Source organism: Streptomyces sp. JLSY215 (assembly GCF_059682825.1).
This window is the reverse complement of record NZ_CM185022.1, coordinates 6,898,349-6,924,624: the sequence shown is the minus strand read 5'-3', so window position 1 is coordinate 6,924,624 and position 26,276 is coordinate 6,898,349. Positions and strand designations below refer to the sequence as shown.

General features: G+C 70.1%; 24 protein-coding genes. 7 read left to right on the top strand and 17 right to left on the bottom strand.

All coding sequences use genetic code 11. The annotated features are described in order from the left end of the window. Positions 1-14: 14 nt before the first annotated feature. From alc to AC5677_RS30750, 4 genes are all read right to left on the bottom strand, one after another. Positions 15-1,145, bottom strand: a complete 1,131-nt coding sequence (alc, locus tag AC5677_RS30765) for an allantoicase (RefSeq protein ID WP_497191136.1) — start codon at positions 1,143-1,145, stop codon at positions 15-17. After that, complete coding sequence (gene allB, locus AC5677_RS30760; RefSeq protein WP_497191135.1) at positions 1,142-2,485, bottom strand: allantoinase AllB; 1,344 nt, start codon at positions 2,483-2,485, stop codon at positions 1,142-1,144. Before allB ends, alc begins: the two co-directional genes overlap by 4 nt. Before the next feature lie 157 nt (positions 2,486-2,642). Continuing rightward, complete coding sequence (locus AC5677_RS30755) at positions 2,643-4,202, bottom strand: NCS1 family nucleobase:cation symporter-1 (RefSeq protein ID WP_497191134.1); 1,560 nt, start codon at positions 4,200-4,202, stop codon at positions 2,643-2,645. 193 nt (positions 4,203-4,395) lie between these two features. Beyond that, on the bottom strand, positions 4,396-5,190 hold the full coding sequence (locus tag AC5677_RS30750) for an aspartate/glutamate racemase family protein (protein WP_497191133.1): 795 nt from the start codon (positions 5,188-5,190) through the stop codon (positions 4,396-4,398). Positions 5,191-5,469: 279 nt separating this feature from the next. On the opposite strand from AC5677_RS30750, the gene AC5677_RS30745 reads away from it, so the two are divergent. Beyond that, positions 5,470-6,273: an IclR family transcriptional regulator gene (locus AC5677_RS30745; protein WP_497191132.1), complete on the top strand. Its 804-nt coding sequence runs from the start codon at positions 5,470-5,472 to the stop codon at positions 6,271-6,273. 134 nt (positions 6,274-6,407) lie between these two features. Here AC5677_RS30745 and AC5677_RS30740 read toward each other — a convergent pair whose 3' ends face one another. Both AC5677_RS30740 and AC5677_RS30735 read right to left on the bottom strand, forming a co-directional pair. Continuing rightward, on the bottom strand, positions 6,408-6,698 hold the full coding sequence (locus AC5677_RS30740) for a DUF5955 family protein (RefSeq protein ID WP_497196822.1): 291 nt from the start codon (positions 6,696-6,698) through the stop codon (positions 6,408-6,410). Positions 6,699-7,491: 793 nt separating this feature from the next. Beyond that, positions 7,492-9,348 (bottom strand): serine/threonine protein kinase, encoded by a 1,857-nt coding sequence (locus AC5677_RS30735; RefSeq protein WP_497196821.1) that lies wholly within the window; start codon positions 9,346-9,348, stop codon positions 7,492-7,494. Positions 9,349-9,639: 291 nt separating this feature from the next. Between AC5677_RS30735 and AC5677_RS30730 the strand changes: the two genes are divergently transcribed. From AC5677_RS30730 to aceB, 3 genes are all read left to right on the top strand, one after another. Further along, positions 9,640-9,864 carry a hypothetical protein gene (locus AC5677_RS30730; RefSeq protein ID WP_403497133.1) on the top strand — a complete coding sequence of 75 codons (225 nt, stop codon included), beginning with the start codon at positions 9,640-9,642 and terminating at the stop codon, positions 9,862-9,864. A 221-nt stretch (positions 9,865-10,085) separates the two neighbouring features. After that, entirely contained in the window at positions 10,086-10,664 is a 579-nt protein-coding gene (locus tag AC5677_RS30725) for a nucleotidyltransferase family protein (RefSeq protein ID WP_497191131.1), read from the top strand. Positions 10,665-10,968: 304 nt separating this feature from the next. Continuing rightward, the gene (gene aceB / locus AC5677_RS30720) at positions 10,969-12,597 is read left to right on the top strand and encodes a malate synthase A (RefSeq protein WP_497191130.1); all 1,629 of its coding nucleotides are present in this window, start codon (positions 10,969-10,971) and stop codon (positions 12,595-12,597) included. 88 nt (positions 12,598-12,685) lie between these two features. Here aceB and AC5677_RS30715 read toward each other — a convergent pair whose 3' ends face one another. From AC5677_RS30715 to AC5677_RS30705, 3 genes are all read right to left on the bottom strand, one after another. Continuing rightward, complete coding sequence (locus AC5677_RS30715) at positions 12,686-13,285, bottom strand: hypothetical protein (protein WP_497191129.1); 600 nt, start codon at positions 13,283-13,285, stop codon at positions 12,686-12,688. Positions 13,286-13,384: 99 nt separating this feature from the next. Then, positions 13,385-14,809 (bottom strand): M20/M25/M40 family metallo-hydrolase, encoded by a 1,425-nt coding sequence (locus tag AC5677_RS30710; protein ID WP_497191128.1) that lies wholly within the window; start codon positions 14,807-14,809, stop codon positions 13,385-13,387. A 270-nt stretch (positions 14,810-15,079) separates the two neighbouring features. Next, positions 15,080-15,562 carry a carboxymuconolactone decarboxylase family protein gene (locus AC5677_RS30705; protein WP_497191127.1) on the bottom strand — a complete coding sequence of 161 codons (483 nt, stop codon included), beginning with the start codon at positions 15,560-15,562 and terminating at the stop codon, positions 15,080-15,082. Between the two features lie 173 nt (positions 15,563-15,735). On the opposite strand from AC5677_RS30705, the gene AC5677_RS30700 reads away from it, so the two are divergent. The 3 genes from AC5677_RS30700 (at position 15,736) to AC5677_RS30690 (ending at position 18,615) form a co-directional block, all read left to right on the top strand. Further along, positions 15,736-16,677 carry an RNA polymerase sigma-70 factor gene (locus AC5677_RS30700; protein ID WP_497191126.1) on the top strand — a complete coding sequence of 314 codons (942 nt, stop codon included), beginning with the start codon at positions 15,736-15,738 and terminating at the stop codon, positions 16,675-16,677. 175 nt (positions 16,678-16,852) lie between these two features. Continuing rightward, positions 16,853-17,443: a TetR/AcrR family transcriptional regulator gene (locus AC5677_RS30695; RefSeq protein WP_497191125.1), complete on the top strand. Its 591-nt coding sequence runs from the start codon at positions 16,853-16,855 to the stop codon at positions 17,441-17,443. Between the two features lie 236 nt (positions 17,444-17,679). Next, positions 17,680-18,615: a chitosanase gene (locus AC5677_RS30690; RefSeq protein ID WP_497191124.1), complete on the top strand. Its 936-nt coding sequence runs from the start codon at positions 17,680-17,682 to the stop codon at positions 18,613-18,615. Between the two features lie 189 nt (positions 18,616-18,804). Here AC5677_RS30690 and AC5677_RS30685 read toward each other — a convergent pair whose 3' ends face one another. The 8 genes from AC5677_RS30685 to AC5677_RS30650 form a co-directional block, all read right to left on the bottom strand. Beyond that, positions 18,805-20,307, bottom strand: a complete 1,503-nt coding sequence (locus tag AC5677_RS30685) for a nucleobase:cation symporter-2 family protein (protein ID WP_497191123.1) — start codon at positions 20,305-20,307, stop codon at positions 18,805-18,807. A 312-nt stretch (positions 20,308-20,619) separates the two neighbouring features. After that, positions 20,620-22,023 carry an 8-oxoguanine deaminase gene (locus AC5677_RS30680; protein WP_497191122.1) on the bottom strand — a complete coding sequence of 468 codons (1,404 nt, stop codon included), beginning with the start codon at positions 22,021-22,023 and terminating at the stop codon, positions 20,620-20,622. Between the two features lie 46 nt (positions 22,024-22,069). Beyond that, complete coding sequence (locus tag AC5677_RS30675; RefSeq protein ID WP_497191121.1) at positions 22,070-23,473, bottom strand: nucleobase:cation symporter-2 family protein; 1,404 nt, start codon at positions 23,471-23,473, stop codon at positions 22,070-22,072. A gap of 82 nt (positions 23,474-23,555) precedes the next feature. Beyond that, a complete protein-coding gene (pucL, locus tag AC5677_RS30670) occupies positions 23,556-24,479 on the bottom strand; it encodes a factor-independent urate hydroxylase (protein WP_497191120.1) in 924 nt (307 codons plus the stop codon). A gap of 7 nt (positions 24,480-24,486) precedes the next feature. Then, the gene (gene uraH, locus AC5677_RS30665; protein WP_497191119.1) at positions 24,487-24,912 is read right to left on the bottom strand and encodes a hydroxyisourate hydrolase; all 426 of its coding nucleotides are present in this window, start codon (positions 24,910-24,912) and stop codon (positions 24,487-24,489) included. Then, positions 24,909-25,430: a 2-oxo-4-hydroxy-4-carboxy-5-ureidoimidazoline decarboxylase gene (gene uraD / locus AC5677_RS30660; RefSeq protein ID WP_497191118.1), complete on the bottom strand. Its 522-nt coding sequence runs from the start codon at positions 25,428-25,430 to the stop codon at positions 24,909-24,911. Before uraD ends, uraH begins: the two co-directional genes overlap by 4 nt. A gap of 170 nt (positions 25,431-25,600) precedes the next feature. Next, positions 25,601-25,981 (bottom strand): helix-turn-helix domain-containing protein, encoded by a 381-nt coding sequence (locus tag AC5677_RS30655; RefSeq protein WP_497191117.1) that lies wholly within the window; start codon positions 25,979-25,981, stop codon positions 25,601-25,603. Then, positions 25,978-26,247, bottom strand: coding sequence for a hypothetical protein (locus tag AC5677_RS30650; RefSeq protein WP_497191116.1), 270 nt, complete (start codon positions 26,245-26,247; stop codon positions 25,978-25,980). Before AC5677_RS30650 ends, AC5677_RS30655 begins: the two co-directional genes overlap by 4 nt. Between the last annotated feature and the right edge of the window lie 29 nt (positions 26,248-26,276).

Here is a 26,276-nt window from a genome sequence, read left to right as displayed (position 1 = left end):
CCGTCGGTCGGGCTCTAGCCGCCCAGCTCCTTGTGGCGGTCGGCCAGCCGGCGCGCGCCTTCCTCGGTGAGCGAGCCGTGCAGCCGCAGCCGGGCGATGCCGCCGTCCGGGAAGATGTCGATCCGGACATGGGTGGCCGCCGGGGCGTCGTGCAGCAGGAAGCGGTGGACGGTGTCCGGCTGCAGCCGGGTGCGTGGCAGCAGTTCGGTCCAGCCGCCGTCCTCGCCGTCCCGTCCGAACAGGGCGGCCCAGCCGGCCGAGTTGCCCTTGAGGTAGCCGGTGTCGATCTCGACGGCGCGGATGACGGACTGCTCGGTGAGGCGGTAGCGCACCCAGTCGTTGCCGCTGCCGCGGCGGCGCCGGGTCTCCCAGCCGTCGTCCATCTTGCGGGAGCGGCCCGGCTGGATGGTGTTGGTGGGCGAGGAGTAGAAGCGGTCGGAGGCGTCCTCGACCTGGCCACCGTTCTCCAGCGCGGCGAGGTCGAAAGTGCCCAGCGCGGCGAGCCAGTTGGGGGCCGGGACGACCTCGCCGTGGACGCGGAGGCGGGCGACGCCGCCGTCGGGGTGCTGGTTGAGCCGCAGGTGGGTGAAGCGCCGTTCGGTGTCGATGGCGAAGCCGTTGGCGGCGTGTCCGCCGATGGCGGTGCGCGGCACCAGCGTCGTCCACACGACGCCGTCGGAGAGCAGCGACTCGGGCGACGGGGAGCCCACGACGCAGGCGCCCTCGACGCTGACGGACTGCGGGTAGTTGCCGCGGAAGTGGGCGGTGTCGACGACGATGCCGCGGATCACTCCGGGCGCGCCGAGGCGGATCAGCGCCCAGTCGTGGTCCTCGTCCGTCGGGAAGGGGTGATCGCCGTCGGTGCCGCGGCGGCGCCGGGTCTCCCAGCCGTCCATGATCTTGCCCTTGTGGCCGAAGGCCTCGGGGTCGAAGTGGGCGGCCTCGGGCTTGAGGAGGTTCTCGCGCTCGGCGAAGAACTCGTCATTGGCGGCGATCACACCCGCGCCGAGCCGCCGGTCGGCGAGGTCGGGCAGGTGGGTGAAGGGGAAGCCGCCGGGGCCCGGGGTGCGGTAGTCGGCGTACGGGTCGCCGCCGCCGTAGGGGCTGGCGTCGCCGGTGTAGCGGGGTAGCTCGGCGGTCGTCATACGCGGTCCGCCCTTTCGAGAAGCTCGCCGGTGGGCTCGGCGAGGGTGGCGCCGTCGTTGATCTGCCGGCCGCGCAGCCAGGTGGACCGTACGACGCCGTACAGCGTCTTCCCGGCGTACGCGGTGATCTTGTTGCGGTGCTGGAGCGCGTGCGGGTCGACGGTGAAGGTCTCGTCCGGTGCGAGGACCGCGAAGTCGGCGTCCCGGCCGGGCTCGATGGCGCCCTTCTGGTCCAGGCCGACCAGCGCCGCGGGGGCGGTGGCCATCCAGCGCACGACGTCGTCCAGGGTGTGGCCGCGCTCGCGGGCCGCCGTCCAGATGGCGGGCAGGCCCAGCTGGAGGGAGGAGATTCCGCCCCAGGCCGCGCCGAAGTCGGCGGTCTTGAGGTCGGCGGTGGAGGGCGAGTGGTCGGAGACGATGCAGTCGATGGTGCCGTCGGCCAGGCCCTGCCAGAGCGCGTCCTGGTTGGACGCCTCGCGGATCGGCGGGCAGCACTTGAACTCCGTTGCCCCGTCCGGGATTTCCTCAGCCGTCAGGGTCAGGAAGTGCGGGCAGGACTCCACGGTGATCTTGACGCCCTCGCCCTTGGCGGCGGCGATCAGCGGCAGCGCGTCGCTGGAGGACAGGTGCAGGACGTGCACCCGGGCGTCCAGGAGCTTGGCCAGCGCGATCAGCCCGGCGATGGCGTCGTCCTCGGAGACCCGGGGGCGGGAGGCGAGGAAGTCCACGTACTTGGGGCCGTGCGCCTCGGGGGCCGCGTCCAGGTGGCCCGGGTCCTCGGCGTGCACGATCAGCAGCCCGTCGAAGCCGGCGATCTCCCCGAGGGCGGCGGCCAGCTGCTCCTGGTCGAGCTGGGGGAACTCGTCCACGCCGGAGGGCGACAGGAAGCACTTGAAGCCGAAGACCCCGGCGTCGTGCAGCGGGCGCAGATCCTTGACGTTGCCGGGGATGGCGCCGCCCCAGAAGCCGACGTCGATATGCGCCTTGCTGCGGGCGACCTCGCGCTTGGTGTCGAGGTTGGCGGCCGTGGTGGTGGGCGGCAGGCTGTTGAGCGGCATGTCCACGAGGGTGGTGATACCGCCGGCCGCGGCCGCGCGGGTGGCCGTCCAGAAGCCCTCCCACTCGGTGCGACCGGGGTCGTTGACGTGTACGTGGGTGTCGACGAGGCCGGGCAGCAGGACGTCGTCACCGAAGTCCTCGACCCGCGCCCCGGCCGGGGCCTCGGCGTCGTGCGGCAGCACCGCCGCGATCTTCCCGTCCCTGACGGTGACGGACGCGGCGCGCGTCCCCTCCGGGGTGACGACGCGCGTGGAGCGCAGCACCAGCTCTATTTCGGACACCCAGTCCCCTCCTCGTTTCGTCTCTTCATCGTTGCGTGACGGCGCTCGGTATGCACGGCCACCAGGCCGGATCCGCCTGGAGCTGGGCATTCACCCCGCGCCGACATACGGAATTCAACAGTCTGTTGAATGAGTCTTCACGCCGGATCCCGGCCCGTCAAGACCCCTTCACCGGCACCGGCTCGACAACCACCGCCACCGCCTCGGCAGCGATGGCCTCCGCCGCCTCACCACCCCTGACCTGCGACGGGATGATCTCGTCCGGGATCGGCCCGGCGTCCGTCGCGATCCGCCCGCGGCGCGAGACCGCGGCGTAGAGGGCACCGGAGATCCCCATCCCGAAGATCCAGGAGAACGGTGCCACCGCCTCGAAGGCCGGTATCAGGGCGAGCGAGGCGGAGACCGCAGCGGCCGGCAGGAAGGCGAGCACGGCCTTCGGGTTGTAGCCGCGGCGATAGAAATACGCCCCTTCCGCATCGGCCGAGAACAGCGCATCGACATCGATCCGTCCGCGCCGGATCAGGTAGTAGTCGACGAGCAGGATGGCCACCAGCGGCCCGAGGAACGCGCCCAGCGCCCCCAGGAAGTACTGGATCACCAGCGCCGAGGAGTAGAGCTTCCAGGGCATGACGACGACCGCCAGCACGGCCGTGATCATGCCGCCGCGCTTGAAGTTCAGATGCTTCGGCGCGAGGTTGGCGAAGTCATAGGCGGGCGAGACGAAGTTGGCGACGACGTTGATGCCGATGGTGGCGACGATGAAGGCCAGCGCGCCGATGACCGTCACCACCGGGTTGTCGATCTTCTGGATGACCTTCACCGGGTCGTAGATCGCCTCGCCGAAGACGGAGATGGTGCCCGCGGTGACCAGGACGGCGACCACGGCGAAGGCCGTGAAGTTCACCGGCAGCCCGATCAGATTGCCGCGCCGGTACGAGCCGTGATCGGGCGTGAACCGCGCGAAATCGGCGTAATTGAGGACCAGCGTCAGGAACGTGGCCACCGTCAGACTGACCGCGATCAGGCTCTGCTCGACCTGCGAGGAAGCGCTGAGGCCGGTGAGGCTGCGGGTCAGCGAGATGTCACCGTGGGCCTCGACGACCAGATAGACCGCGAGCGCCAGGACCACGAGCCAGACCACCGGGCCGGTCGCGAAGTCCTGGACCTTGCGGATGAACTCCATGCCACGGGTCAGCAGGACCGCCTGCAGACCCCACATCACCATGAAGGCGACCCAGCCCAGGGTGGACAGACCCAGTACCGAGTTGTGGTTGTACACGGCCAGTCCGGGCGCGATCTGCAAGGTCAGCAGGACCACCGCGGTCGAGGCGAGCCAGGTCTGGATGCCGTACCAGGCGACCGCCATGACCGCGCGCAGCAGTGCCGGGATATTGGCGCCGTAGACGCCCCAGCTGGCGCGCGCGAGCACCGGATAGGGAACGCCGGTCCGATGGCCCGCATGTCCCATCCGGTTCATCAGCCAGTAGACGATCGTGATGCCGGCGAGCAGGGACAGGAACACCTCCCAGGCCGGCAGCCCGAGCACGAACAGGCTGGCGGCGAAGGCGTAGTTGCTGATCGCGTGGGTGTCGGACATCCACAGCGCGAAGATGCTGTACGTGCCCCATTTGCGCTCGGGGGCGGGCGCGAGGTCCTCGTTGAAGAGGCGGGGGTCGGGTGGCGCGGGGAGCTGCTTGTTCTGCGGGGACGTCGGCATGTGTCCTCCTGGGCAGGTGGAGTGGAGCTCGGGGACCGGTTGTCGGGTGCCGGATCCGTCGGATACAGCGGATCCATCGATGCGGCGGATCTGTCGGATACAGCGGATACAGCGGATACAGCAGCGGTGTCGTCATCGGCCGCGGTCGACCGAGTACGGCACCGGATTACAGCGATCGATCAGATGTCAGACATCAGATGCCTGACGTCTGTGCGGAAAATTCGGCATCGGCCAGGGAGGGCCGAACGTGCCCCTGAGGCAGCCGCAGATGTGCGCTGAGCGGCCAGGAGCCGATGGCCTTCGGACGGGGCGGCGCGAAGCTGCGTCCCGCACTGGTGGACAGCCCGAGACCGACGACCGCTTCCGCGAACTTCACCGCGGCCGCGACCCCGTCCACCACCGGCACCCCCAGCGCCGCCGCAACCCTCTCCTGGAGTCCGGCCATCCCGCCGCACCCCAGGCAGATCACCTCGGCCCCGGCCCGCACGACCTCACGGGCGGTCTCGATGATGACCTCGACGGTGCGCTCCTGGTCCTCCTCCAGCTCCAGAACGCCGAGGCCCGTGCCGCGGACGGCGGCGCAGCGCTGCAGCAGCCCGGCGGTCAGCAGCCGGTCCTGGATCTGCGGTACGGAGCGGTCGAGCGTCGTGACGATCCCGTAGGCGTGGCCGAGCATCATGGCCATCTTGGCGGCGCTTTCGGTGATGTCCAGTACGGGGACGTCCAGCAGCTCCTGGGCGCCCTCCCGGCCGGGTTCACCGAAACCCGCCATCACCAGGGCGTCGAAGGGCTCATCAAAGGTGGCGAGCCGGTCCAGAACGGCCGCGGCGCTGAGATAGCCCTCGAAGTGGCCCTCGATCGACTCGGGACCCCACAGGGGTTCGGCGGCGATGATCTGCGTCCCCGGGGCGGCAACGGCGGTGGCCGTGGCGCGGATCGCGGCGGTCATGGAAGCCGTGGTGTTCGGGTTCATGACGAGAATGCGCATGACACTCCAGCAATTTGGAGGATTCCACAGAATGGACAGTAGGTTTCGCGCAGCAGAACGTAGCTATGGCCACTGGCACCGTCAAGAGATGGCGACTACGCGCAGGCGCCTTCTCACGCCTTGGGACGATCCACCCCCTGACCGGCGGGAACGAGTGTGCGAGAGACCGTGTGTTAACGGAAGGGGACCGGTAGGCTGCTCCGGTCGGGCCCGGCGCCCGAAAGCCTCCGGGCACGAACCTGCCGAGACCGATCTGACCCGCCCCGAAAGGAACGCGACGTGCCGCCGTCCAGCGCCAGCACCTCCGCCGCCGAAGCCAAGCCCACAGGCGCCAGCGGCGGCGTCCAGTCCCTCGAGCGCGCCTTCGACCTGCTCGAGCGGATGGCCGACGCCGGTGGCGAGGTCGGCCTCAGCGAACTCTCCGGCAGCAGCGGACTTCCGCTCCCCACCATCCACCGCCTGATGCGCACGCTGGTGGCCTGCGGCTACGTCCGCCAGCAGCCCAACCGCCGGTATGCGCTCGGCCCCCGCCTGATCCGGCTGGGCGAGAGCGCGTCGCGACTGCTGGGCACCTGGGCCCGGCCGTATCTGGCCCGCCTGGTGGAGGAGACCGGCGAGACCGCCAATATGGCGCTGCTCGACGGCGACGAGATCGTGTACGTCGCACAGGTCCCCTCCCGGCACGCGGTACGCATGTTCACCGAGGTCGGCCGCCGCGTCCTGCCGCACTCCACCGGGGTCGGCAAGGCACTGCTGGCCAACCACCCGCCGGAGGAGGTCCGCGCGCTGCTCGGCCGTACGGGCATGCCCGCCGCGACCGAGAAGACGATCACCGACCCGGACAGCTTCCTCGACGCGCTCGCCGATGTCCGGCGGCTCGGCTATGCGGTGGACGACAACGAGCAGGAGATCGGTGTCCGCTGCTTCGCGGTGCCGGTGCCCAACTCCCCCACGTCGGCGGCGATCTCCATCTCGGGCCCGACGGGACGGGTGACGGAGGCGTCGACGGAGAAGATCGTGCCGGTGCTTCAGGAGATCGCCGCGCAGCTTTCGGTGGCGCTGGCGAATCAGGCGCCGGCGTAGCTGACGCATCGGCCGCCTGCCCAGGGACATGGTCGTAGGGCGTAGGACGTAGGGGTCAGCGGAGTGAGGCCCGGGCCGGGGCGCGTTCGCTCCGGCCCGCGCCGGGCCGGGCTTCCGTGCACCGGTTCACCGGCTCAGCGGCCGCGGGGCAGCTCACCGAAGCTGTCGATTCCCTCGCGCACCTCGGTCAGCGCGGGCGACAGCGCGCTGACCGAGCCGACCGCCCCCGCGATCAGCAGTAACGAACGGCGCAGCCGGGGCACTTCGGGTATGCCATGGCTCACCATCGCATCCAGCGCCGCCAGCTCCTCATCGGCGGCCGCGCGGTCGGGTAACTCCCCCGGAAGTACGGCCAGTTGACGCCGCAGCCGGGCCACCGCGCCGCGCAGCGCCTGGACCCGTACGTCGTCCGCTCCCCCGGTCATCTGCCCGGCCACTCGCCCGCGCCTCTGCCCCTGCATCTCCACCTGTACCTGTACCTGCATCTGGGCCTGTTCCACAACGACGGCGGCCTCCATGGTCGTTGAGCGTTTCACAATGCGGGACAGTTAACGCCACTCTCCGGTGAGCGCGCCATACGGAGAGCGAAAAATTCCGATCACCGGGAGGAACGGCGGGGGCGGTGCGGGTGAGCGGTCGGGGCACCCCTGGGTTTTTTCCCCGCCGCCCACGCACCTGTTGTTTTTTCCCCGCCGCCCACCCCCCTTCGGGGGGTGGGCGGGTCTGGAGGCGCGGTTTCGGCGCGCGCGAGGGTCCGAGGGCGCGAGGGCGCAGGTGCCGCGGATGCGTGGGGACGCGATGCGCGAAAGCCCGGGTGCGGCGAGTACGCGAAGCCGCGGGTGCGCGGTGTGCAAAGGCCCGGGAACGCGGTACGCCAAGGCTCGGGTGCGGCGGGTACGCGAAGGCCCATCTGCGCGAGCAAGCGGGCGAGACCACAGGGCGCTCGGCCGCCGCATCGCACCAGGGCGGCAGACCACGGAACGGGGCCGCCAAGGCACTCCGCGGCCGCGAGACGAGCCGCATGGGCGCGAAGGGCCCGCGGCAGCTGCGGTCCCCGCCGTGCCGCTCAGAGCCGCCTCAGGGCCTGCCCGGAGCCGCCTCCCCTGAGCGCCTCCTTTGAGCCCCTCAGGACCGCCTCGGGACCGCCGCCGAGAGCCCGCCGACCTGTCGCCGAACGGGCTCGCGCGCCGCTGTGCCCCGCCGCTACCGCCCCACTCCCTACTGGTTCGGGTCGGGCTCCGTCGCGTTGCGCCACACCCGTACGTCAAGGGAGATGAACCGGCTCGGGGACGACTCGGGTGCGGAGCGCTTGTACGTGATCAGCGCGATCGTGCCGTAGTTGGTGGTCAGGCACATCTGCGCGCCCTTGGTGAGCTGCTTGGTGTTGATGCTCGTGGTGAACCGGGTTTCGTTCCGGCAGGTGTCGAGCGTGCCCTGCTCGCCGGAGTCGAGCAGCACCAGCTTGCCCTGCTCGGTGCTGACCGTGTCGTCCGAGAAGGAGTTGTCGTTGTAGAGGAAATCGACGTCCGAGGTGTCCGAGCTCTTCGGCTTCAGCGGGTCGTCGGCCATGGACAGGTGGTAGTCGTCAGGCAGGTCGACGCCCTTGGTGTCGACCGGCTCCGGGTTCTTCACCGGCGTGTTGGAGCCGTTGCCGCCGCCCTGGGCACCGGGGCTCGCCGTCGGGCCGCCGGTGGCGCCACCGGACGCGTCACCGTTCTGCGCCTTCGTCTTGCCGTGCTTGCCGCCCTTGTCGTCGGCCTGGTTCTTCGCCTTCTGGCCGTCGTCCTTCATGACGTAGTAGACGGCGGTGCCGCCCGCTCCGGCGAACGCCAGCATGCAGACCAGCGCCAGAGCCGTGACCAGCCCCTTGCGCTTCTTCTTCGGAGGCTGCGGGGCCGGCACGGTGGCGGTCGGGCCGGTGACGGCCGGGCCGCTCGACACCTGGGTCAGCGGCGCGGTGGCATTGGCCGTCGGCGCATACGCCGCCGGGCCGAAACCGGGGGGCGGGGTCTGCGGGTGGTTCGGTGCGGCCGGCACCGGCTGGGTGGGCGGGTGCGCCGGCGCCTGCGGGGTGGCCGGTTGCGTGGTCGGTGCCTCCACCGGGGGCGGCGGTGCCTGGGCGGGCGCGGGGGCCGCCGTACGCGTGGTGATCTCGGCGGCGACGGCGGTGGGCAGCCAGTCCTCCGGGCGGCGCAGCTGCGTCTGGTCGGAGGCCGCGCCGCACAGCGCGATCACCTCGGCGACGGACGGACGCTCCGCGGCGTCCTTGGCGAGGCAGCGGGTGACCAACTCGCGGAGCTCGTCGGGGAGTCCGGTCAGATCCGGCTCCTCGTGGACGATGCGGTAGAGCACGCCGTGGGAGGTGCCCTCGCCGAACGCCGGGGTGCCGATGGCCGCGTACGCCGCCACCTGGCCGAGCGCGAAGACGTCGGTGGCGGGGGTGACGGTGCTGCCGGCGGCCTGTTCGGGCGCCATGAAGGTGGGGGTGCCGACCGTGACGCCGCTGCTGGTGAGGGAGGTGGCGTCGGCGGCGCGGGCGATACCGAAGTCGATGACGCGCGGGCCGTCGGCGGCGAGCAGGACGTTGGACGGCTTCAGGTCCCGGTGGACGATGCCCGCGCCATGGATGACCTGGAGCGCCTCGGCTATCCCGGCGACCAGCAACAGCACCGTGGAGACGGGCAGTTTGCCGTGCTCGGCGACGGCCGCGGTGAGCGAGGGGCCGGGTACGTACGCGGTCGCGAGCCAGGGGCTGGAGCCCTCGGAGTCGCTGTCGATGACCGGGGCGGTGAACAGCCCCTGGACGCGCTGCGCGGACTGCACCTCCTGCTTGAAGCGGCGGCGGAATTCGGCGTCCTCGCTGAACTCGGGCCGGATCACCTTGATGGCGACCGGGCGGCCACCAGGCGTGTACGAGAGATAGACCTTGCCCATGCCACCGGCACCGAGCCGCGCCGTGAGGCGGTAGCCCGCGATCGCCCGAGGGTCGTCACCTTCCAGCGGCTGGAAGATTCCGGACGAGCCCACACTGTTCACCACTAGGTCCCCCGACTCAGAAAACTGGGCCCGCCGCATCGGCACGGCAGCCACGAAGTCCGCAACGGGGCAGAACTTTATCCGGCCAACCGCCGTGCCGTGACATCCGTCCCGACTCGGTGGGCGCTATATCCGAAGCGCCGGATTCATGGCCGAATTTCGCCCCACCGGCCCGGCAATTCCCAGTCGCACCCTGATCATGCATCAGATGTTCTTTCGTCACGTCACCCGTTGGCATGAGCGTAGGGGATCCGATGCGTACGGCGCGGCCTGATGGAGCACTCTCACGTTCAGGGAAATTTCCGGCATATCACTGGATCGGAGACTGTCTTGGAGCCCAACACCGGCCCCGAATCCGGCCCGAACCCGCACCCCGTCAGCGTCGTACAGCTGATCTGCCGGGCATACGGCCTCACCGACGCGTCCGAGATCACCGTCGAGCACATACACCGCTACGTCACCGAGCACCGCCTCGCGGACAACCGGACGCACCAACTCCGGGACCGGCTACGGCCGAGGATCCCACGCCAGCGGGCGTCCGGCGACGCGGCGTGAGACGGTGCGCCGCGCAGCGGAGAGCAGACCGAGGCTCACCACAGGGCGCGCAACAGGGCCCACCTCAGGGCCCGTAACGAGGTGTTGCACACCATGGCGCACCACCGTGAGCCGCCATGAGGTAAGCACTCCCCATGGCATCAACCTCATCAAGCCCATCAACCTCGGGAGCGCCGGCGGCATCCCGGCCGCCGCGGCCGTCGCAGACGACACCGGCACGGGTGGCCGGCCTGCTGCTCGCCGCGGGCGGCGGGCGACGACTCGGCGGCCGCCCGAAGGCGCTGCTCGGCCACCGGGGGCGGCCCCTGGTCGAGCACGCCGCGCGGGTACTGCGGGACGGCGGCTGCGACCCGGTACACATCGTGCTGGGCGCGGCCGCCGACACCGTACGGGAACAAGCCGACCTCGCCGCTTACGGCACGTCGGAGAATCCCCACTGGGCCCAGGGAATGGGCTCTTCGCTGCGCGTCGGACTCGCGGCGCTGGCCGGCTCCGGGGCGGACGCGGTCGTGGTGTCCCTGGTGGACCAGCCGGGTATCGGCGCAGCGGCCGTGGCGCGGGTGGTGGCGGCCTACGAGGGCCGGGCGTCACTGGCATCCGCGGCGTACGGAGGCCGGCGCGGCCATCCGGTCCTGTTCGGCGCCGACCGCTGGGCGGACATCGCGGCGGGCGCGGAGGGCGACCAGGGGGCGCGCGACTACCTACGGCAACACGCCGATGTGATCAAGCTCATCGAATGCGCGGATGTGGCCGAGCCGTACGACATCGACACCCCCGAGGATCTGCGGCAGCTGGAGTGACCGATCAGGGGTGCGACCTGGGGCGCGACCGGAAGCACGGCCCGCGACGCCGGGGAGCGCGCGGGGACTGTGGAGAGTGACACCGATGGCACCGAGAGCCATTTGATCTCCACTTCTGTCGACTCAGAGAATCTCGACATCAACAAACCATTGAAGTTCCGCGATAAGGAAACTACTCTCCACTGGTCAGAAGCGCCCTGAATCCAGACGGCGCCCGCGACCGTATCTCGGAGCCTGCGGCACCCCGTGCCGTATCGGCGCCCCGGCGGCCGCCAGGCACCGCCGCTGAATGGAGTGACAGCTCATGTCCGCACCAGCGCCGTCCCCGCTGGCCATCGTCGAAGTCGGCCCCGAACACACCCCTGCACGGCAGGACGAGGTCCTCACCGACGCCGCACTCGCCTTCGTCGCCGAGCTTCACCGGCGATTCACCCCGCGTCGCGATGAACTCCTCGCCCGGCGTGCCGAGCGCCGGGCCGAGATCGCCCGCACCAGCACCCTGGACTTCCTCCCCGAGACCGCCCACATCCGGGCGGACGACAGCTGGAAGGTGGCCGAGGCGCCCGCCGCGCTCAACGACCGCCGGGTGGAGATCACCGGTCCCACGGACCGGAAGATGACCATCAATGCGCTCAACTCCGGTGCCAGGGTCTGGCTCGCCGACTTCGAAGACGCCTCCGCTCCCACCTGGGAGAACGTCATCGGTGGCCAGCTCAACCTGACCGACGCCTACGAGCGCCGGATCGACTTCACGGACCCGAAGTCCGGCAAGTCCTACGCCCTCAAGCCCGCCGAGGAGCTCGCGACCGTCGTGATGCGCCCGCGCGGCTGGCACCTGGAGGAGCGCCACCTGCGCTTCGAGGGCACGCCCGTCCCCGGTGCCCTGGTGGACTTCGGCCTGTACTTCTTCCACAACGCCCAGCGCCTCCTGGACCTGGGCAAGGGCCCGTACTTCTACCTCCCGAAGACCGAGTCGCACCTCGAGGCCCGCCTCTGGAACGACATCTTCGTCTTCGCCCAGGACTACGTCGGTATCCCCCAGGGCACCATCCGCGCCACCGTCCTCATCGAGACGATCACGGCCGCGTACGAGATGGAAGAGATCCTCTACGAGCTGCGCGACCACGCCTCGGGCCTGAACGCCGGCCGCTGGGACTACCTCTTCTCCATCGTCAAGAACTTCCGTGACGGCGGCGCCAAGTTCGTCCTGCCCGACCGCAACGCGGTCACCATGACGGCCCCGTTCATGCGCGCCTACACGGAACTCCTCGTCCGCACCTGCCACAAGCGCGGTGCGCACGCCATCGGGGGCATGGCGGCCTTCATCCCCAACCGCCGTGACCCCGAGGCCAACGAGAAGGCCCTGGCCAAGGTCAAGAACGACAAGGACCGCGAGGCCGGCGACGGCTTCGACGGTTCCTGGGTCGCCCACCCCGACCTGGTCACGGTGGCCCGCGCCTCCTTCGACGCGGTCCTCGGCGAGAAGCCCAACCAGAAGGAACGCCTGCGCGAGGACGTCTCGGTTGCGGCCGCCGACCTCATCGCCATCGACTCCCTCGACGCCAAGCCCACCTACCAGGGCCTGATCGACGCCGTCCAGGTCGGCACCCGCTACATCGAGGCCTGGCTGCGCGGCCTCGGCGCGGTCGCCATCTTCGGCCTCATGGAGGACGCAGCCACCGCCGAGATCTCGCGCTCGCAGATCTGGCAGTGGGTCGACGCCGGCGTCGTCTTCGAGAACGGCGAGACGGCCACGGCCGACCTGGTCCGCACGGTCGCCACGGAGCAGCTGGCCGCCATCCGCGCCGAGATCGGCGAGGAGGCCTTCACCTCCGGCAAGTGGCAGCAGGCCCACGACCTGCTCCTCCAGGTCTCCCTGGACGCCGACTTCGCCGACTTCCTCACCCTCCCGGCGTACGAACTGCTGGGCTGACCCCGGTCCGAAGGGCCCGTATGCGCCGCCGCACCGCGGCGCATACGGGCCCTTCGGCATGCCCGGCGCGGCCGCCACGGGGGCGTTGTCAGTGGTGGGTCGTACGGTGTGTGCATGAGAAATCACGAGGCGTTGCGCAGGCATCAACTGCTCGTCCGGGCGGCCGGATTGGGGCCGGGTCCACGTTCCAGGCCGCAGGCAGACCGGTGCCGCAGAAGACGCAGAAGAAGTCGTTCTCGCGCACGATGTTGTGCTCCTGGCAGTGCGGGCAGCGCCGGAAGACCACGGGGTGCGTGAAGCCGTCGGGGTGCGCGAGGCCGGCGCGGTCCAGGGCCTCGGCGACGGCGGACCATGAGCAGAGGTCCGGGCAGTAGCCGGTCGACTGGTTGGTGACGTCGCCGACCGTCCAGCGGCCCGCCGTGCGTGCGAAGCCCATCTCGCCCGCGCTCAGGACACGTTCACCGCCGGCGCAGGCCACGTGTTCGCTGCGCCGCGACGCCAGTCGCAGGAAGCCGCCCAGGTCGATGACGAAGGTGAAGGGCTCGGCCGGTTCCGCCGCCGTACGGGAGGAGATCCAGCGGTCGAGGTCGGCCGCCGAGCGGATCGGCCGGCCTCCGTCGCCGGGCCGTACCGCGGCCATCAGCTCCGGGGGGCCGACGTACCGGTAGCTCCGTCCGTATGTGCTCACGCGGTCAACCTAGTGGGCGCGGATGGCCATCGCGCCCAGCGCGAGAGGAGGGGGTCCAAGGCGGGACGACGGAGACCGGGGCGAGGACCGGCAGGGCGGTCAGCCGGGGGCTCCGGCGCGGTAGGTCGCCGCGTACTCGGCCAGGAAGGCGGTCTCGGCGAGAAGGGCGCCGCGGAGTTCGGAGAGGAGGACCCGTTCGTTGGGGCCGTGCAGATTGCAGGGGCCGTCCTCGGCGCCGAAGAGCAGGATCTCGGCGTTCGGCACGGCCCTGGCCAGGCCGTTGACCGCGGGGACGGAGCCGCCGGCGGCGGCGTGGACGGGGTCGCCGCCCCAGGCGCGGCGCAGTGCGGTGGCGGCCGCGCGGTAGGCGGGGCCGTCGGTGGCGGCCTCGTAGCCGGGGCCGGTTCCGCCGGGGGTGACGGTCAGGGAGACGCCGAAGGGACGCAGCCGTTCCAGGTGGCGCACGAGGGCGGCGAGGGCCTCCTCGGGGTCCTGGTGGGGGTGGACGCGGAGGTTGAGTTTGGCGCGGGCGTAGGGGACGACGGCGGAGGCGGCGCGTTCGACGGGCGGCGCGTCCAGGCCGATGACGGTGATGGCAGGGCCGCTCCAGAGGCGTTCGCCGAGGTCGCCGGAGCCGAGGAGCGGCGTTCCGCGGGTGACGCGGGCCAGTTCGCGGAATTCGTCGTCGGTGAGGGCCGTGCCCTGCCACGGTGTGCGGTGCAGACCTTCGACGGCGACATCGCCGTGCACATCGTGCAGGGTGGCGAGGGCCTTGAAGAGGGTGAGCAGGGCGTCCGGGGCGGCGCCGCCGTAGTGGCCGCTGTGCACGGCGGCGTCGAGGGTGCGTACCTCCACCAGGAGTTCGGCGGAGCCGCGCAGGGCGGTGGTGAGGGTGGGTGTGCCGGGGCGGATGTTGCCGGTGTCGGCGATGATCATCGCGTCGCAGGCGAAGAGGTCGGGGTCGGTGGGCGGGTAGTCGCCGAAGGCGCTGCCGTACTCCTCCTGACCCTCGAAGACGATCTTGATGCCGACCGGGGGCCGCCCGCCGTACGCCCGGAGCGCGCCGATATGGACCATCACATTGGCCTTGTCGTCGGCGATGCCGCGGGCGCGGATGCCGCCCTCGATGTCGGTGGGCTGGAAGGGCGGGGTGTCCCACGACCGTTCGTCGCCGGGCGGCTGGACGTCATAGTGCGCGTAGAGCAGGACGGTGGGGCCGTCCGGGGTGGGCGGCGGGATGGTGGCGGTGATGACGGGGGCGGTGCCGGGCAGGTTGAGTTCGCCGATGTCGGTGACGCCGGCGTCCCTGAGCAGGGCGACGATCAGGTCGCGCGCCTCGAGGACCGGTTCGGGCGAGAAACCGGGGAAGGCGATGGAGGGGATGGCCGCCAGTCGCTTGAGGTCGGTGCAGACGCCGTCCATCAGGGCGTCGACGATGGACTCCAGGCCGGGGGCCACCGCGCCCGACCGGGCGCGCCGGCGGAGCCAGGCGTGCCTGTGCGGATCGTCGGCTCCGTGGTTCACCGCGGAACTCCTCTCCCTGGCGCCGTCACGGCGGCCGTCGACGCCCCTTGACGCACCGCCAGAATCAGTGCATCTGTGCGTCTGTGCATCCGCGTCTCGATGCATCTGCGCCTCGATGCATCCGTGCGGCAGTGAATCAGTGCAACAGGAGATCGGGCATATCAGAGATATCTGCAGCTAGGGGGCGTGTCGGGTGGGCGGGTCGGCCCGGACGTGCGCGGGCCCGGCCCGGGTCGATCACCCCTGGGCCGGGCCGGATGCGCCTGCGGGTCAGTTGAACGCGGCGAAGGCGCCGGGCTCGTAGGAACCTCCCTGCTGGTGCACGATCACGGCGAGCCGGTTGGCCGCGTTGATCAGAGCGACCAACGAGACCAGCGCGGCGATCTGGTCGTCGTCGTAGTGCTTGCGCACCCGGTCCCAGGTCTCGTCGGACACACCCTGGTGGGCGTCGGCGAGCCGGGTGCCCTCTTCGGCGAGTGCCAGCGCGGCCTGCTCGGCCTCGGTGAACACCGTGGACTCGCGCCAGGCGGCGACCAGGTTGATCCGGACCGCGGTCTCCCCGGCGGCCGCCATGTCCTTGGTGTGGAAGTCGATGCACCAGCCGCAGCCGTTGATCTGGCTGGCGCGCAGCGACACCAGCTCCTGGGTGGACTTCGGCAGCGGCGACTCCTGGATCACCTGGCCGGCATTGAAGAACCGCTTGGCGAACTTCATCGCGAGCGCGTTGTCGAACATGTTGAATCGGGCTTCCATGGCTTCGTCCTCACTCGTGGTCGTGCACTGGACGAACACGAGATGCCTCCGGACCGGCCCTTGTGACGGCGCGTCCGTGTGAGGTACGCCACCGCCCCGGGGTGTCACAGAGCCGCGGGGACCGGCGTCTTGTGCGCGTGGCACGGTCGAAAGCGAACAGGCAGGAGCAGCCGGTGAACAGCGGACACAGCGAGCGCACACAGGACGCGGCGGGACGGCCCGCCGACGGCGGACGCACGGACCCCGCCACCGAGGCGTTCGTCGCCCATCGCAATCTGCTGTTCACCGTCGCCTACGAGATGCTCGGCTCGGCCGCCGACGCGGAGGACGTCCTGCAGGAGACCTGGTTGCGGTGGGCGGGTGTCGATCTCGACGTGGTGCGGGACCAGCGTGCGTACCTGGTCCGGATCACCACCCGTCAGGCGCTGAGCCGGCTGCGTACGCTCGGCCGCCGCAAGGAGTCCTATGTCGGCTCCTGGCTGCCCGAGCCGTTGCTGACCGCCCCGGACGTGGCGGATGACGTCGAGCTGGCCGACAGCGTCTCGATGGCGATGCTGCTGGTGCTGGAGACGCTCGCGCCGACCGAGCGGGCGGTGTTCGTACTGCGCGAGGTGTTCGACTTTGGATACGAAGAGATCGCCGAGGCCGTCGACAAGAGCCCGGCCGCGGTCCGCCAGATCGCGCACCGGGCGCGGGCGCACGTCGCGGCGCGCCGGCCGCGCGGGACCGTTTCCCCGGCCGAGACCCGGGACGCGCTCGATGCGTTCCAACGGGCGATCGAAACGGGCGATGTACAGAGCCTGCTCGACATCCTCGCGCCGGAAGTCGTCCTGATGGGTGACGGTGGCGGGATCAAGCAGGCCGTCCTGCGGCCCATCGTGGGGTCCGACAAGGTGGCCCGCCTGCTGGCCGCCGGGCTGGGCAAGGTCGCCGCCAGGGCGTCGCTGCGGCCGGCCGAGGTCAATGGCTATCCGGCGCTGATTCTCCGGCTCGACGGCGAGATCGACACCGTCGTGGCGATGCGCCTCGACGACGGCCTCATCACCGGGCTCTACGCCGTGCGCAACCCCGAGAAGCTGTCACATATGCAGCAGGAGACGGCCCTGCGCCGCTGAGCCCGAGGCCCCCGGGACGCGCACCACGGACATCCCCGCCGGCGCACGACGATGATCGTGCGCCGGCGGGGATTGTGCATGCGGCGAAGGGTGCGCACCCTGGGAGCCGCACGCCCGCACGGTACTGTGTGCGTAGTGGTTGAGCACTATGAACGTAGTAAAAGGAGCGGTTGACGTGGCACGACGGCGGGACCAGGTGCTGGATGCGGCGATCGAGGTGCTGGGGGCCGAGGGACTGCGGCGGCTGACCTATCAGGCCGTCGACACCACCGCGGGCGTCCCCACCGGCACCACGTCCAACTACTTCCGCAACCGCACGGCCCTGATCGACGGCATCGTCGACCACCTCCAGGCCCTGGAACGGCGCGAATGGGAATCCTTCGCGGCCGGCACCGACCCGGCCGACACCGGCGAGCTGGCCGAGGCGATGGCCGCCTTCGCCCGCCACGCCACCGGGCCGGCGCGGGCCCGTACGGCCGCCCGCTTCGCCCTCTTCCTGGAGTCCACCGCCCGGCCCGAACTCCGCGCCCCGCTCACCCGGGGCCGGCGGACGGTCCTCGCCTGGGGCGCGGAGCAGGTACGCCGCTTCGGCTCCGACGTCCCGGAACGGCACGGCCGGATCCTGCTCGACCATCTCGACGGCGTCATCCTGCATCAACTCGCCTTCCCCGACGAGGACTTCGACCCGACACCGGAGATCCGGGAGCTGTTGGGCGGGCTGCTGGGCCGAGAGCGCCGCGGCGCCGAGGCCCGTGCGGTGAAGTGACGCGCCACCCCGCACACCTGGCGCCCGGACGGCGGCCGCTGTCGGCCGATACGGCGCAATGCCTCCGCCCAACCGCTCGCCCACCCCTGCCCGTTGGCCCTGCGCGACGGGTTCACGCCGTGGGGCAAGTCTGGTAGGAAAGCTTCCTAACGATTGGGGACCCCTCATGGGCTGCCCCCACGGGCCCACGCCCCAAGGGCCCACCCCCCACGGCCCACTCCGGACTGGAGGACTCCATGCGCACCGGATCGATAGGCAGCCGGCCGACAGAAGAGCCGTCGGCAGACGGCCGGTCAACCGACCGCCGGACAGCGGGCAGGGGCCTGCCCAAGACCGCCGCCCGGGTCGCCCTCGGCCTCGCCCTGCTCGCCGTACCGGCCACCGCCATCGCCACCACGGCGGCCCCGGACGGGCGCCACGCCCCGGCCGCGGCCCGTCACGCGTCTCCCGCCGCGCGGGCCGCGACCGGCCTCGACGACCCCGCGAAGAAGGAGATCGCCATGCAGCTGGTCTCCAGCGCGGAGAACTCCTCGCTGGACTGGAAGGCCCAGTACAAGTACATCGAGGACATCGGCGACGGGCGCGGCTACACCGGCGGCATCATCGGCTTCTGCTCCGGCACGCACGACATGCTCGAACTCGTCGAGCTCTACACGAAGCGCAAGCCGGACAACGTCCTGGCCAAGTACCTGCCCGCGCTGCGCGAGGTGGACGGCAGCGACTCGCACGAGGGACTGGACCCCACCTACACCAAGGACTGGAAGAAAGCCGCCCAGGATCCCGAGTTCCAGAAGGCGCAGAACGATGAGCGCGACCGGGTCTACTTCAACCCCGCGGTCAAGCAGGGCAAGGCCGACGGCATCGGTGTGCTGGGCCAGTTCGCGTACTACGACGCGATCGTGATGCACGGCGACGGCGACGACAGCACCAGTTTCTCCAGCATCCGCAAGCGCGCGCTGGCCAAGGCGAAGCCGCCGGCCCAGGGCGGCGACGAGAAGACCTACCTGAACGCCTTCCTCGACGCGCGGGTCTGGGCGATGAAACAGGAGGAGGCGCACAGCGACACCAGCCGGGTGGACACCGAGCAGCGGGTGTTCCTCAAGAAGGGGAATCTCGATCTGCACACGCCCCTGGACTGGAAGGTGTACGGGGACAGCTTCCACATCGACTGATCCGGATCGTATGGTCCGGATCGGGTGGTCCGGCAGCGGTCGGCCGGGCGTCGCGGACCCCGACAGACCCCTGCAGACATCGACCGACCCCGACAGACATCGACGGCCCGTACGGGAACGGCAGGTGCCGCTCCCCTACGGGCCGTCGCCGGCGTCAGGGGTGTGCTGGGGTAATCGGCCGTCCACGGGTCAGTGCGCGGGGGCCGACGCCGGATTGCCCGAGTCCGCGGCCCGGCGGTCGGGCTGCTGCGGGATGCGCGCCTCGCCGGAGGTGCCGCTGTCGGCCTCCGGAGCCGCGGCCTCCATGGCCGTGACCTCCAGGGCATCCGTGGCATCCCCCTCCCCCGCCGTGTCCGCGCCCTTGCCGAAGTGGTTGAAGGCGAGGTTGAGGACGATGGCGACGAGGCACCCGGTGCTGATGCCGGAGTCCAGCACGACCAGCAGGTCCTTGGGGAAGTTGTGGTAGAACTCCGGCGCCGCGATCGGGATCAGGCCGATGCCGACGGAAGCGGCCACGATCAGGGAGTTCTCGCCCTTCTCCATCGCGGCGGAGGCCAGCGTCTGGATGCCGCTGGCAGCCACCGAGCCGAAGAGCACGATGCCGGCGCCGCCCAGGACGGGCAGCGGGACCAGTGAGATCACCGAGGCGGCCACCGGGGACAGGCCCAGCACGATCAGGATCAGACCGCTGGTGGCCACCACGAACCGGCTGCGCACCTTGGTCATCGCGACGAGGCCGATGTTCTGGGCGAAGGCGCTGTTGGCGAAGCCGTTGAAGAGCGGGCTGATGGCCGTCCCCAGGGTGTCGGCGCGCAGGCCGCCCTCGATGGTGCGCTCGTCCGCCGGGCGGCCGACGATCTTGCCGAGGGCGAGCATGTCGGCCGTCGACTCGGTCATGCACACCAGCATCACGATGCACATGGAGATGATCGCGGCGATCTCGAACTGCGGTGCCCCGAAGTGGAAGGGCGTCGGGAAGCCGATGATGTCCGCCTTGGTGATGGCGGCGAAGTCGGTGATGCCGACGGGTATCGCGATCAGGGTGCCGGCGACCAGGCCGAGCAGGATCGAGATCTGCTGGAGGAAGCCGCGCAGCACCTTGCGCAGCACCAGCACGATCAGGAACGTCAGCGCCGCCATCCCGATGTTCGTCAGGGAACCGTAGTCGGGCGCTTTGGAGTTACCCCCCTGGGACCAGTTGAAGGCCACCGGGAGCAGCGAGACACCGATCAGGGTGATGACGGTGCCGGTGACGACCGGGGGGAAGAAGCGTACGAGCTTGGAGAAGTAGGGGGCGACGAAGAAGCCGAGGACACCGGCGACGATGACCGCGCCGAAGATGATCGGCAGCGCGTTCTCGGGGCTCTGGGCCTTGCCGATGGCGACCATCGGCGTGACACCCGCGAAGGAGACGCCGTTGACGAAGGGGAGCTTGGCACCGACCTTCCAGAACCCGAGGGTCTGGAGGAGCGTGGCGATGCCGGCGGTGAAGAGGCTGGCGCCCATCAGGAAGGCGGTCTCGGTGGGGCTCAGCCCGCAGGCCGGTCCCACGATCATCGGTGGGGCCACCACGCCCGCATACATCGCGGCCACATGCTGCAGGCCGCTGGTGAACATCTTGAAGGGCGGGAGGGTCTGATCAACCGGATGCTTCCGGTCCTCCTCCGACTTCTGCCCGGAAATTGCGGCCACTGCGGGCCTCCTGTCGATTTCTGCGTCGCCGGGGCCGGCTACGCGAGGCTGTCACGGAGGTCTTGCCATGTGGTGCGGTGGTGCGAGAAGTCGCGCTGGTGAGCGTGGTGTGTAACGGGTGCGCTTGTGGCGCCGGGACGGATGGGCGACGGTCGACCGACCGGGGGGTACCCGGCCCCGGGGGTACGACGATGCTCCCTGGTGGAGATCCCGTACCCCCGGGGTCCGGCGCTTGTGGATCCCGCTCGGATCCACAAGCTCAGCCGGGAGCCGTCCCTCCCGGCCGAGTCTTGTGCGGTGCTCCCGAGGGGATCAGCCCTCGGCGGCGATACGGGCCAGACGCTGGGCCTCGGCGCGGGCGGTGCGCGCGATGGCGTCCTCGTCGACGTTGGTGAGGTGGTTGTCCTCGACGACCGGCTTGCCGTTGACCAGCGACAGCGTGACCGGGGCGGCCGCGCCGAAGACCAGGGCGGTGACCGGGTCGGCGATCGAGGAGTGGCCGAGGCCGTCGAGCTTCCACAGGACCAGGTCGGCGAGCTTGCCGGCCTCCAGGGAGCCGATCTCGCTCGTCCGGCCGAGAACCTGGGCGCCGCCGAAGGTGCCGAGCCGCAGCGCCTTGCGGGCGTTGAGGGCGGCCTCCCGGTGGGCGCCGAGGCGGTTGATCAGCAGCGCGTTGCGCAGCTCGGTGTGGAGCTCGCCGGACTCGTTGGAGGCGGTGCCGTCCACGCCGAGGCCGACGGGGACGCCGGCCGCGAGCATGTCGGGGACGCGGGCGATACCGGCGGCGAGGCGGGCGTTGGAGGAGGGGCAGTGCGCCACGCCGGTCTTCGTACGGGCGAAGGCGGCGATGTCGGAGTCGTTCATGTGGACGCAGTGCGCCATCCACACATCGTCACCGAGCCAGCCGGTCGACTCGAAGTAGTCGGTCGGGCCCATGCCGAACAGCTCGTGGCAGAACTTCTCCTCCTCCACGGTCTCCGAACCGTGGGTGTGCATCCGGACGCCCTTGCGGCGGGCGAGCTTGGCGCCCTCCCGCAGGAGCTCGGTGGAGATGGAGAACGGCGAACAGGGCGCGGCGGCGATGTGGACCATCGAGCCGAAGGAGGCGTCGTGGTACTTGTCGATGGCCTCCTCGGTGCCCAGCAGGGCGCCCTCGGTGGTCTCGACGGCGAAGTCCGGGGGCAGGCCGCCGTCCTTCTCGCTGCGGTCCATGGAGCCGCGGGCCAGCGTGATCCGGGCGCCGATCTCGGCGGCGGCCGCCAGCTCGGCGCCGACGAGGTCGCCGGAGCCCTGGGGGAAGACGTAGTGGTGGTCGGAGGCGGTGGTGACGCCGCCCTTGACCATCATGCCGAGCGAGCCCTGGGTGGCGGCCGCGAGCATCGGGGCGTCGATGCGGGCCCAGGTCGGGTAGAGCGCGACCAGCCAGTTGAACAGGTTGTGGTCGGTGGCCAGGCCCCGGGTGATCCACTGGTAGAAGTGGTGATGGGTGTTGATCAGGCCCGGGGTGACCAGGTGTCCCGTGCCGTCGACCCGGCGGACGACGTTCTCCAGTCCCTCGGGAGCCTTGCCCGCGCCCAGCGACTCGATGATGTTGTCCGCGACGACCACGTAGCCGGTGGCGTACTCGGTGTCGTTGGCGTCGACGGTCGCGATGGCGCAGTTCTCGATGACGATGCGCTGCTTCACCGCGCTGTCAGGGGATGCCGATGCAGCCATGGTGCTTCCTTCTTTCGAATACTGGCGATTTGGGCACGGCATGGCCCTACGGGATTTGAGTGCCGGAGCCGGGCGAGGCGGCTGACAGTACCGCTGCCCGTGGCGTGCTCCGGGTGCCGAGATGGTGGAAGAACAGGTTGAGCGTGACCGCGACCAGCGCTCCGGCGCTGATTCCGGAACCGAGCACGGTCTGTGCCCAGGCGGGGAAGTCCGCGTAGAAGGTCGGCGCGGCGAGCGGGATGATGCCTGCGCCGAGCGACACCGCCACCAGGATGATGTTGGAGCTGTCGTCGAGTCCGGCCTCGGAGAGCGTACGGATACCGCTGACCGCGATCGAGCCGAACAGGACGATACCCGCACCGCCGAGCACCGGCATCGGCACCAGGGAGACCACGGCGCCCAGGACGGGGAAGGCGCCGAGGACCAGGAGCACGGCGCCGGCGAGGGCGACGACGTACCGGCTGCGGACCCGGGTCAGTGACACCACACCGACATTCTGCGCGAACGCGCTGGTCGGGAAGCCGCCGAAGACCGGGCCGAGCAGAGTGGCGATGCCGTCGGTGCGCAGTCCCCGGGTGATGGTGGCGCCGGTGGTCCTGCGGTCGCAGATCTCGCCGAGGGCCAGCATGCCGGCGGACGACTCCGTCATCAGCACCAGCATCACGATGCACAGGGAGAGGATCGCGGCGGGCTGGAATTCGGGGGCACCGAAGGCGAACGGGGTGGGCAGTGCGGCGATCGGCGCCGAGCGCAGCCCGTCGAAGCTCGCCATCCCGAACGGGATCGCGGCGAGGGTGCCGACGACCAGGCCGATCAGCAGCGCGATCTGCTTGATGAAGCCCTGTGTGAAGCGCTGGATGAGCAGGATCACCACGAGGGTGAAGCCGGCCAGCGCAAGGTTCTTCATATCGCCGAAGTCGGCGGCCTGCTTGTCACCGCCCTGCGCCCAGCCGACCGGTACGGGCATCAGCGTGACCCCGATGAGGGTGATCACGACGCCGGTGACCAGCGGCGGGAAGAAGCGGAGCAGTTTCCCGAAGAACGGGCCGACCGCGAGGCAGAAGACCCCGGCGACCATCACCGCCCCGTAGATCGCGGGGAGTTGGTGGCCCTTGGAGGTGGTCTCGGCGATGGCGAGCATCGGGGTGATGCCGGCGGAGCTGGCCGCGTTGACGAAGGGCAGGCGGTTGCCGGCGAACTTACGGATGCCGAGCGTCTGGAGCAGGGTGGCGAGTCCGGCGATGAGGAGGCTCGCGGCGATCAGCCGGGTGCGGCCGGCGGTGTCCAGGCCGACGGCCTGACCGATGATCAGTGGAGGGGTGACGACGCCGGCGTACATGGCAGCGATGTGCTGGAGGGCGGCAGGGACGAGCCGCTTGGCCGCCGGCTTCTCGTCCACCGGGTGAACCGGTGGGACGGGGTGGTGCTCAACTTGCTCTTGCTGTGCCATGGGTCGTTCCCCTCGGAGTTCGCGCCCCCTCCCCGCTGCGGGGAGGGGAGGGGACGCGAGGCACGGCGTTGCGTCGAGGCCGTTAGAGGTTCGTCAGATCCATCGGGATCCGGGCTTCGACACCGTCGCGCAGAACAGTGGCTTCGATCAGGCCGTACGGGCGGTCCGCCGCGTAGTAGACCTCGTTGTCGTTCTTCAGCCCGAACGGCTCCAGATCCACGAGGAAGTGGTGCTTGTTCGGCAGCGAGAAGCGGATCTCGTCGACCTCGGAACGGTTGTTGATGATGCGCGAACCCATTTGGTACAGGGTCTGCTGGAGGGAGAGGCTGTAGGTCTCCGCGAAGGCCTGCAGCATGTGCTTCTTGACCTGCTCGTACGAACGCTCCCAGTTGGGCATCCGCTGCTCGTCGTCGGTCCAGTTGAACCGCCAGCGGCTGGATACCTGCGTGGCCAGGATGCGGTCGTACGCCTCCTTGAGGGTCGTGTACTTGTCCTTGATGTAGCCCCAGAACTCCGAGTTGGTGGAGTTCATGACGACCAGGTCCTTCAGGCCGGAGATGACCTGCCACTGCTCACCGTCGTAGACGATCTCGCTCAGCCGGGTCTCCTGGCCCTTGCGGACGAAGGAGTGCTTGACGTCGTCCGAGCCGATGAACTTGGAGTTGGCGTCGGAGGTGGCGATCCGCTCCCAGGAGTACTCCTCGATGCGGATGCGGGCCTTCTTGATCGGCTCCTGGCTGTTGACGAAGTGCCGGGCCAGGTGGATGCCGAACTGCTCGGCCGACTCGATGCCGTACTCCTTGGCGAAGGCGTACACGGTGTTCTTCGTCGTGTCCGTCGGCAGGCAGTTGGCGTTGGAGCCGGAGAGGTGGACCTCTTCCAGGTCGCCGGAGAGCGCGACCGAGACGTTCAGGTCCTTGATGTGGTGCGTGTCGCCGTCGCGGGTGATCTTGACGACGCGGTTTTCCGCTTTGCCATACTGGTTCTGGCCGAGAATCGTGGGCATGTCGGTGCTAGCTCCCTCGGTATACGGAGTAGCCGAACGGGTTGAGCAGCAGCGGTACGTGATAGTGCTCGCCCGGCTTGACGGCAAAGGTGATTGCCACCTCCGGGAAGAAGGCTCCGCTGTCCCTTACGCGGGGGGCGTCCTGCTGTTCCTCGGCTTGCTGGATTGCCTTGTGGTCGGTGCAGTGCTTGTTTGACACGAAGTAGTCCTCGACCGCGAAGTCGAGGCGTACGTGCGTGGTGCCTTCCGGCAGCGCCGGCAGGTCCTTGCAGCGCCCGTCGGCGTCGGTCTTGCCGGCGCCGTGGGCAGTCCAGGCGCCCTCGCTTCCGGAGCGCACCGAGAGCGTGAGGGCGACACCCTCCGCGGGGCGGCCCACGCTGGTGTCCAGGATGTGCGTGGACACCGACGTCGGTGCAGCCGTCTCGCTGCTCATGCTGCGTCTCCTTCTGCAATTTCGGTCAGGCGGGTCAGGCGGATCCGGTTGATCTTGCCGAGCTCGACACGAACGATCTCTCGTTCCTGTTCCGGCGTGTTGTCGATCCGGTTACGGACCGCATCGCGCATCTGCTCCCCGGTACGGCCGGAGGCGCAGATCAGGAAGACATGCCCGAACTTCTCCTGGTAGGCCAGGTTCAGTTCGAGCATCTCCGCCTTGAGCTCGTCGGAGGCGCCGGCCATGCCGCTCTGCTCGCGGTTCGAGGTCGGGTCGCCCGGCTTGGGCCGGCCGATGGGCGGGTGCCCGGCCATCGCCTCGGCCAGATCGTCCGCGGTCAGCTCGGCCATGGCGGCGTCGCTGGCGGCGAACAGGGCGTCGGTGGTGGCGTAAGGGCGCTGGGCGAGAATCTTGCTTCCCCATGCCCGGCTCGCGCACACCTCGTGCAGCTCGGCCGTGGCCGTACTGTCGTCGGCGGCGTTGAACCGGGAAAGACCTGGGGTCGAACTCGAAGACACGGGAAGCCTCCGTGGCCTGGTGCTGGACAGCTCTGCTTGGCTGGAAACAGCTAAGACCCCCGGCAACATCACGTCAACACTTTGTTGAAAACTCGGCAACACAAAAACCGCCGACCGGTGATTCCGGACGGCGGCTTGGGTTGAGGACGGGCGGTTGCGACCGGATCGCCTCAGTCGGCGCCCTTCGCGGTGTTCTCCCGGTTCAGATAGTTGTACACCGTGAAGCGGCTGACGCCGAGCGCGCCCGCGACCGTCTCCACGCCGTGGCGCACGGAGAAGGCGCCGCGGGACTCCAATATGCGGACGACCGACTGCTTGGTCTTGCGGTCCAGGTCCGCCAGCGGCATGCCGTGGCGGCGCTGGAGCTCGGCGAGGATGTGGTCGAGCGAGTCCGACAGATGCGGAAGCCGTACGGCCACCCGGTCCTGACCCTCCCAGGCCAGGACGACATCGTCGCCCTGGGCCAGGTCGGGCGCGACCATCTGTCCGCCCATCGCATCCACCAGCGGCTTGACCGCCTGGACGAACGGGTGGTCGGCGGGTTCGGTCACCTGACATCCCCCTTGTCCGGCTCGGCGTCGGCGATCACATTGACCTGCAGCGAGACCCGGGTGGCGCCCGCCCCCAGGGATTCCCGCAGCAGGGCATTGACCGCGCCCAGTACCCGGTCGGCGTCGCCCTCGGCCGTATTGCCGAACGGGCCGACGTCCACGGCGTCCAGCTCGGCGCCGGTGACGATCTCCCGCGCCACCACCGCATGGGCCGGCGCCTCGTCCAGGTCGAACGGCTCCGTCGTGAACTCAACTCTCAATCGCACGCCGCTCAACCTACGCGCGCATCGCCCCC

What these genes read in the sequence shown, in the direction of transcription:
- AC5677_RS30740 (WP_497196822.1), bottom strand. Translation starts at nt 6,698, where the DNA reads ATGACCGGGGGAGCGGACGACGTACGGGTCCAGGCGCTGCGCGGCGCG.
- AC5677_RS30705 (WP_497191127.1), bottom strand. Translation starts at nt 15,562, where the DNA reads ATGGAAGCCCGATTCAACATGTTCGACAACGCGCTCGCGATGAAGTTC.
- AC5677_RS30675 (WP_497191121.1), bottom strand. Translation starts at nt 23,473, where the DNA reads ATGGCACAGCAAGAGCAAGTTGAGCACCACCCCGTCCCACCGGTTCAC.
- AC5677_RS30755 (WP_497191134.1), bottom strand. Translation starts at nt 4,202, where the DNA reads ATGCCGACGTCCCCGCAGAACAAGCAGCTCCCCGCGCCACCCGACCCC.
- pucL (WP_497191120.1), bottom strand. Translation starts at nt 24,479, where the DNA reads ATGCCCACGATTCTCGGCCAGAACCAGTATGGCAAAGCGGAAAACCGC.
- AC5677_RS30750 (WP_497191133.1), bottom strand. Translation starts at nt 5,190, where the DNA reads ATGCGCATTCTCGTCATGAACCCGAACACCACGGCTTCCATGACCGCC.
- AC5677_RS30690 (WP_497191124.1), top strand. Translation starts at nt 17,680, where the DNA reads ATGCGCACCGGATCGATAGGCAGCCGGCCGACAGAAGAGCCGTCGGCA.
- alc (WP_497191136.1), bottom strand. Translation starts at nt 1,145, where the DNA reads ATGACGACCGCCGAGCTACCCCGCTACACCGGCGACGCCAGCCCCTAC.
- AC5677_RS30735 (WP_497196821.1), bottom strand. Translation starts at nt 9,348, where the DNA reads ATGCGGCGGGCCCAGTTTTCTGAGTCGGGGGACCTAGTGGTGAACAGT.
- aceB (WP_497191130.1), top strand. Translation starts at nt 10,969, where the DNA reads ATGTCCGCACCAGCGCCGTCCCCGCTGGCCATCGTCGAAGTCGGCCCC.
- AC5677_RS30680 (WP_497191122.1), bottom strand. Translation starts at nt 22,023, where the DNA reads ATGGCTGCATCGGCATCCCCTGACAGCGCGGTGAAGCAGCGCATCGTC.
- uraH (WP_497191119.1), bottom strand. Translation starts at nt 24,912, where the DNA reads ATGAGCAGCGAGACGGCTGCACCGACGTCGGTGTCCACGCACATCCTG.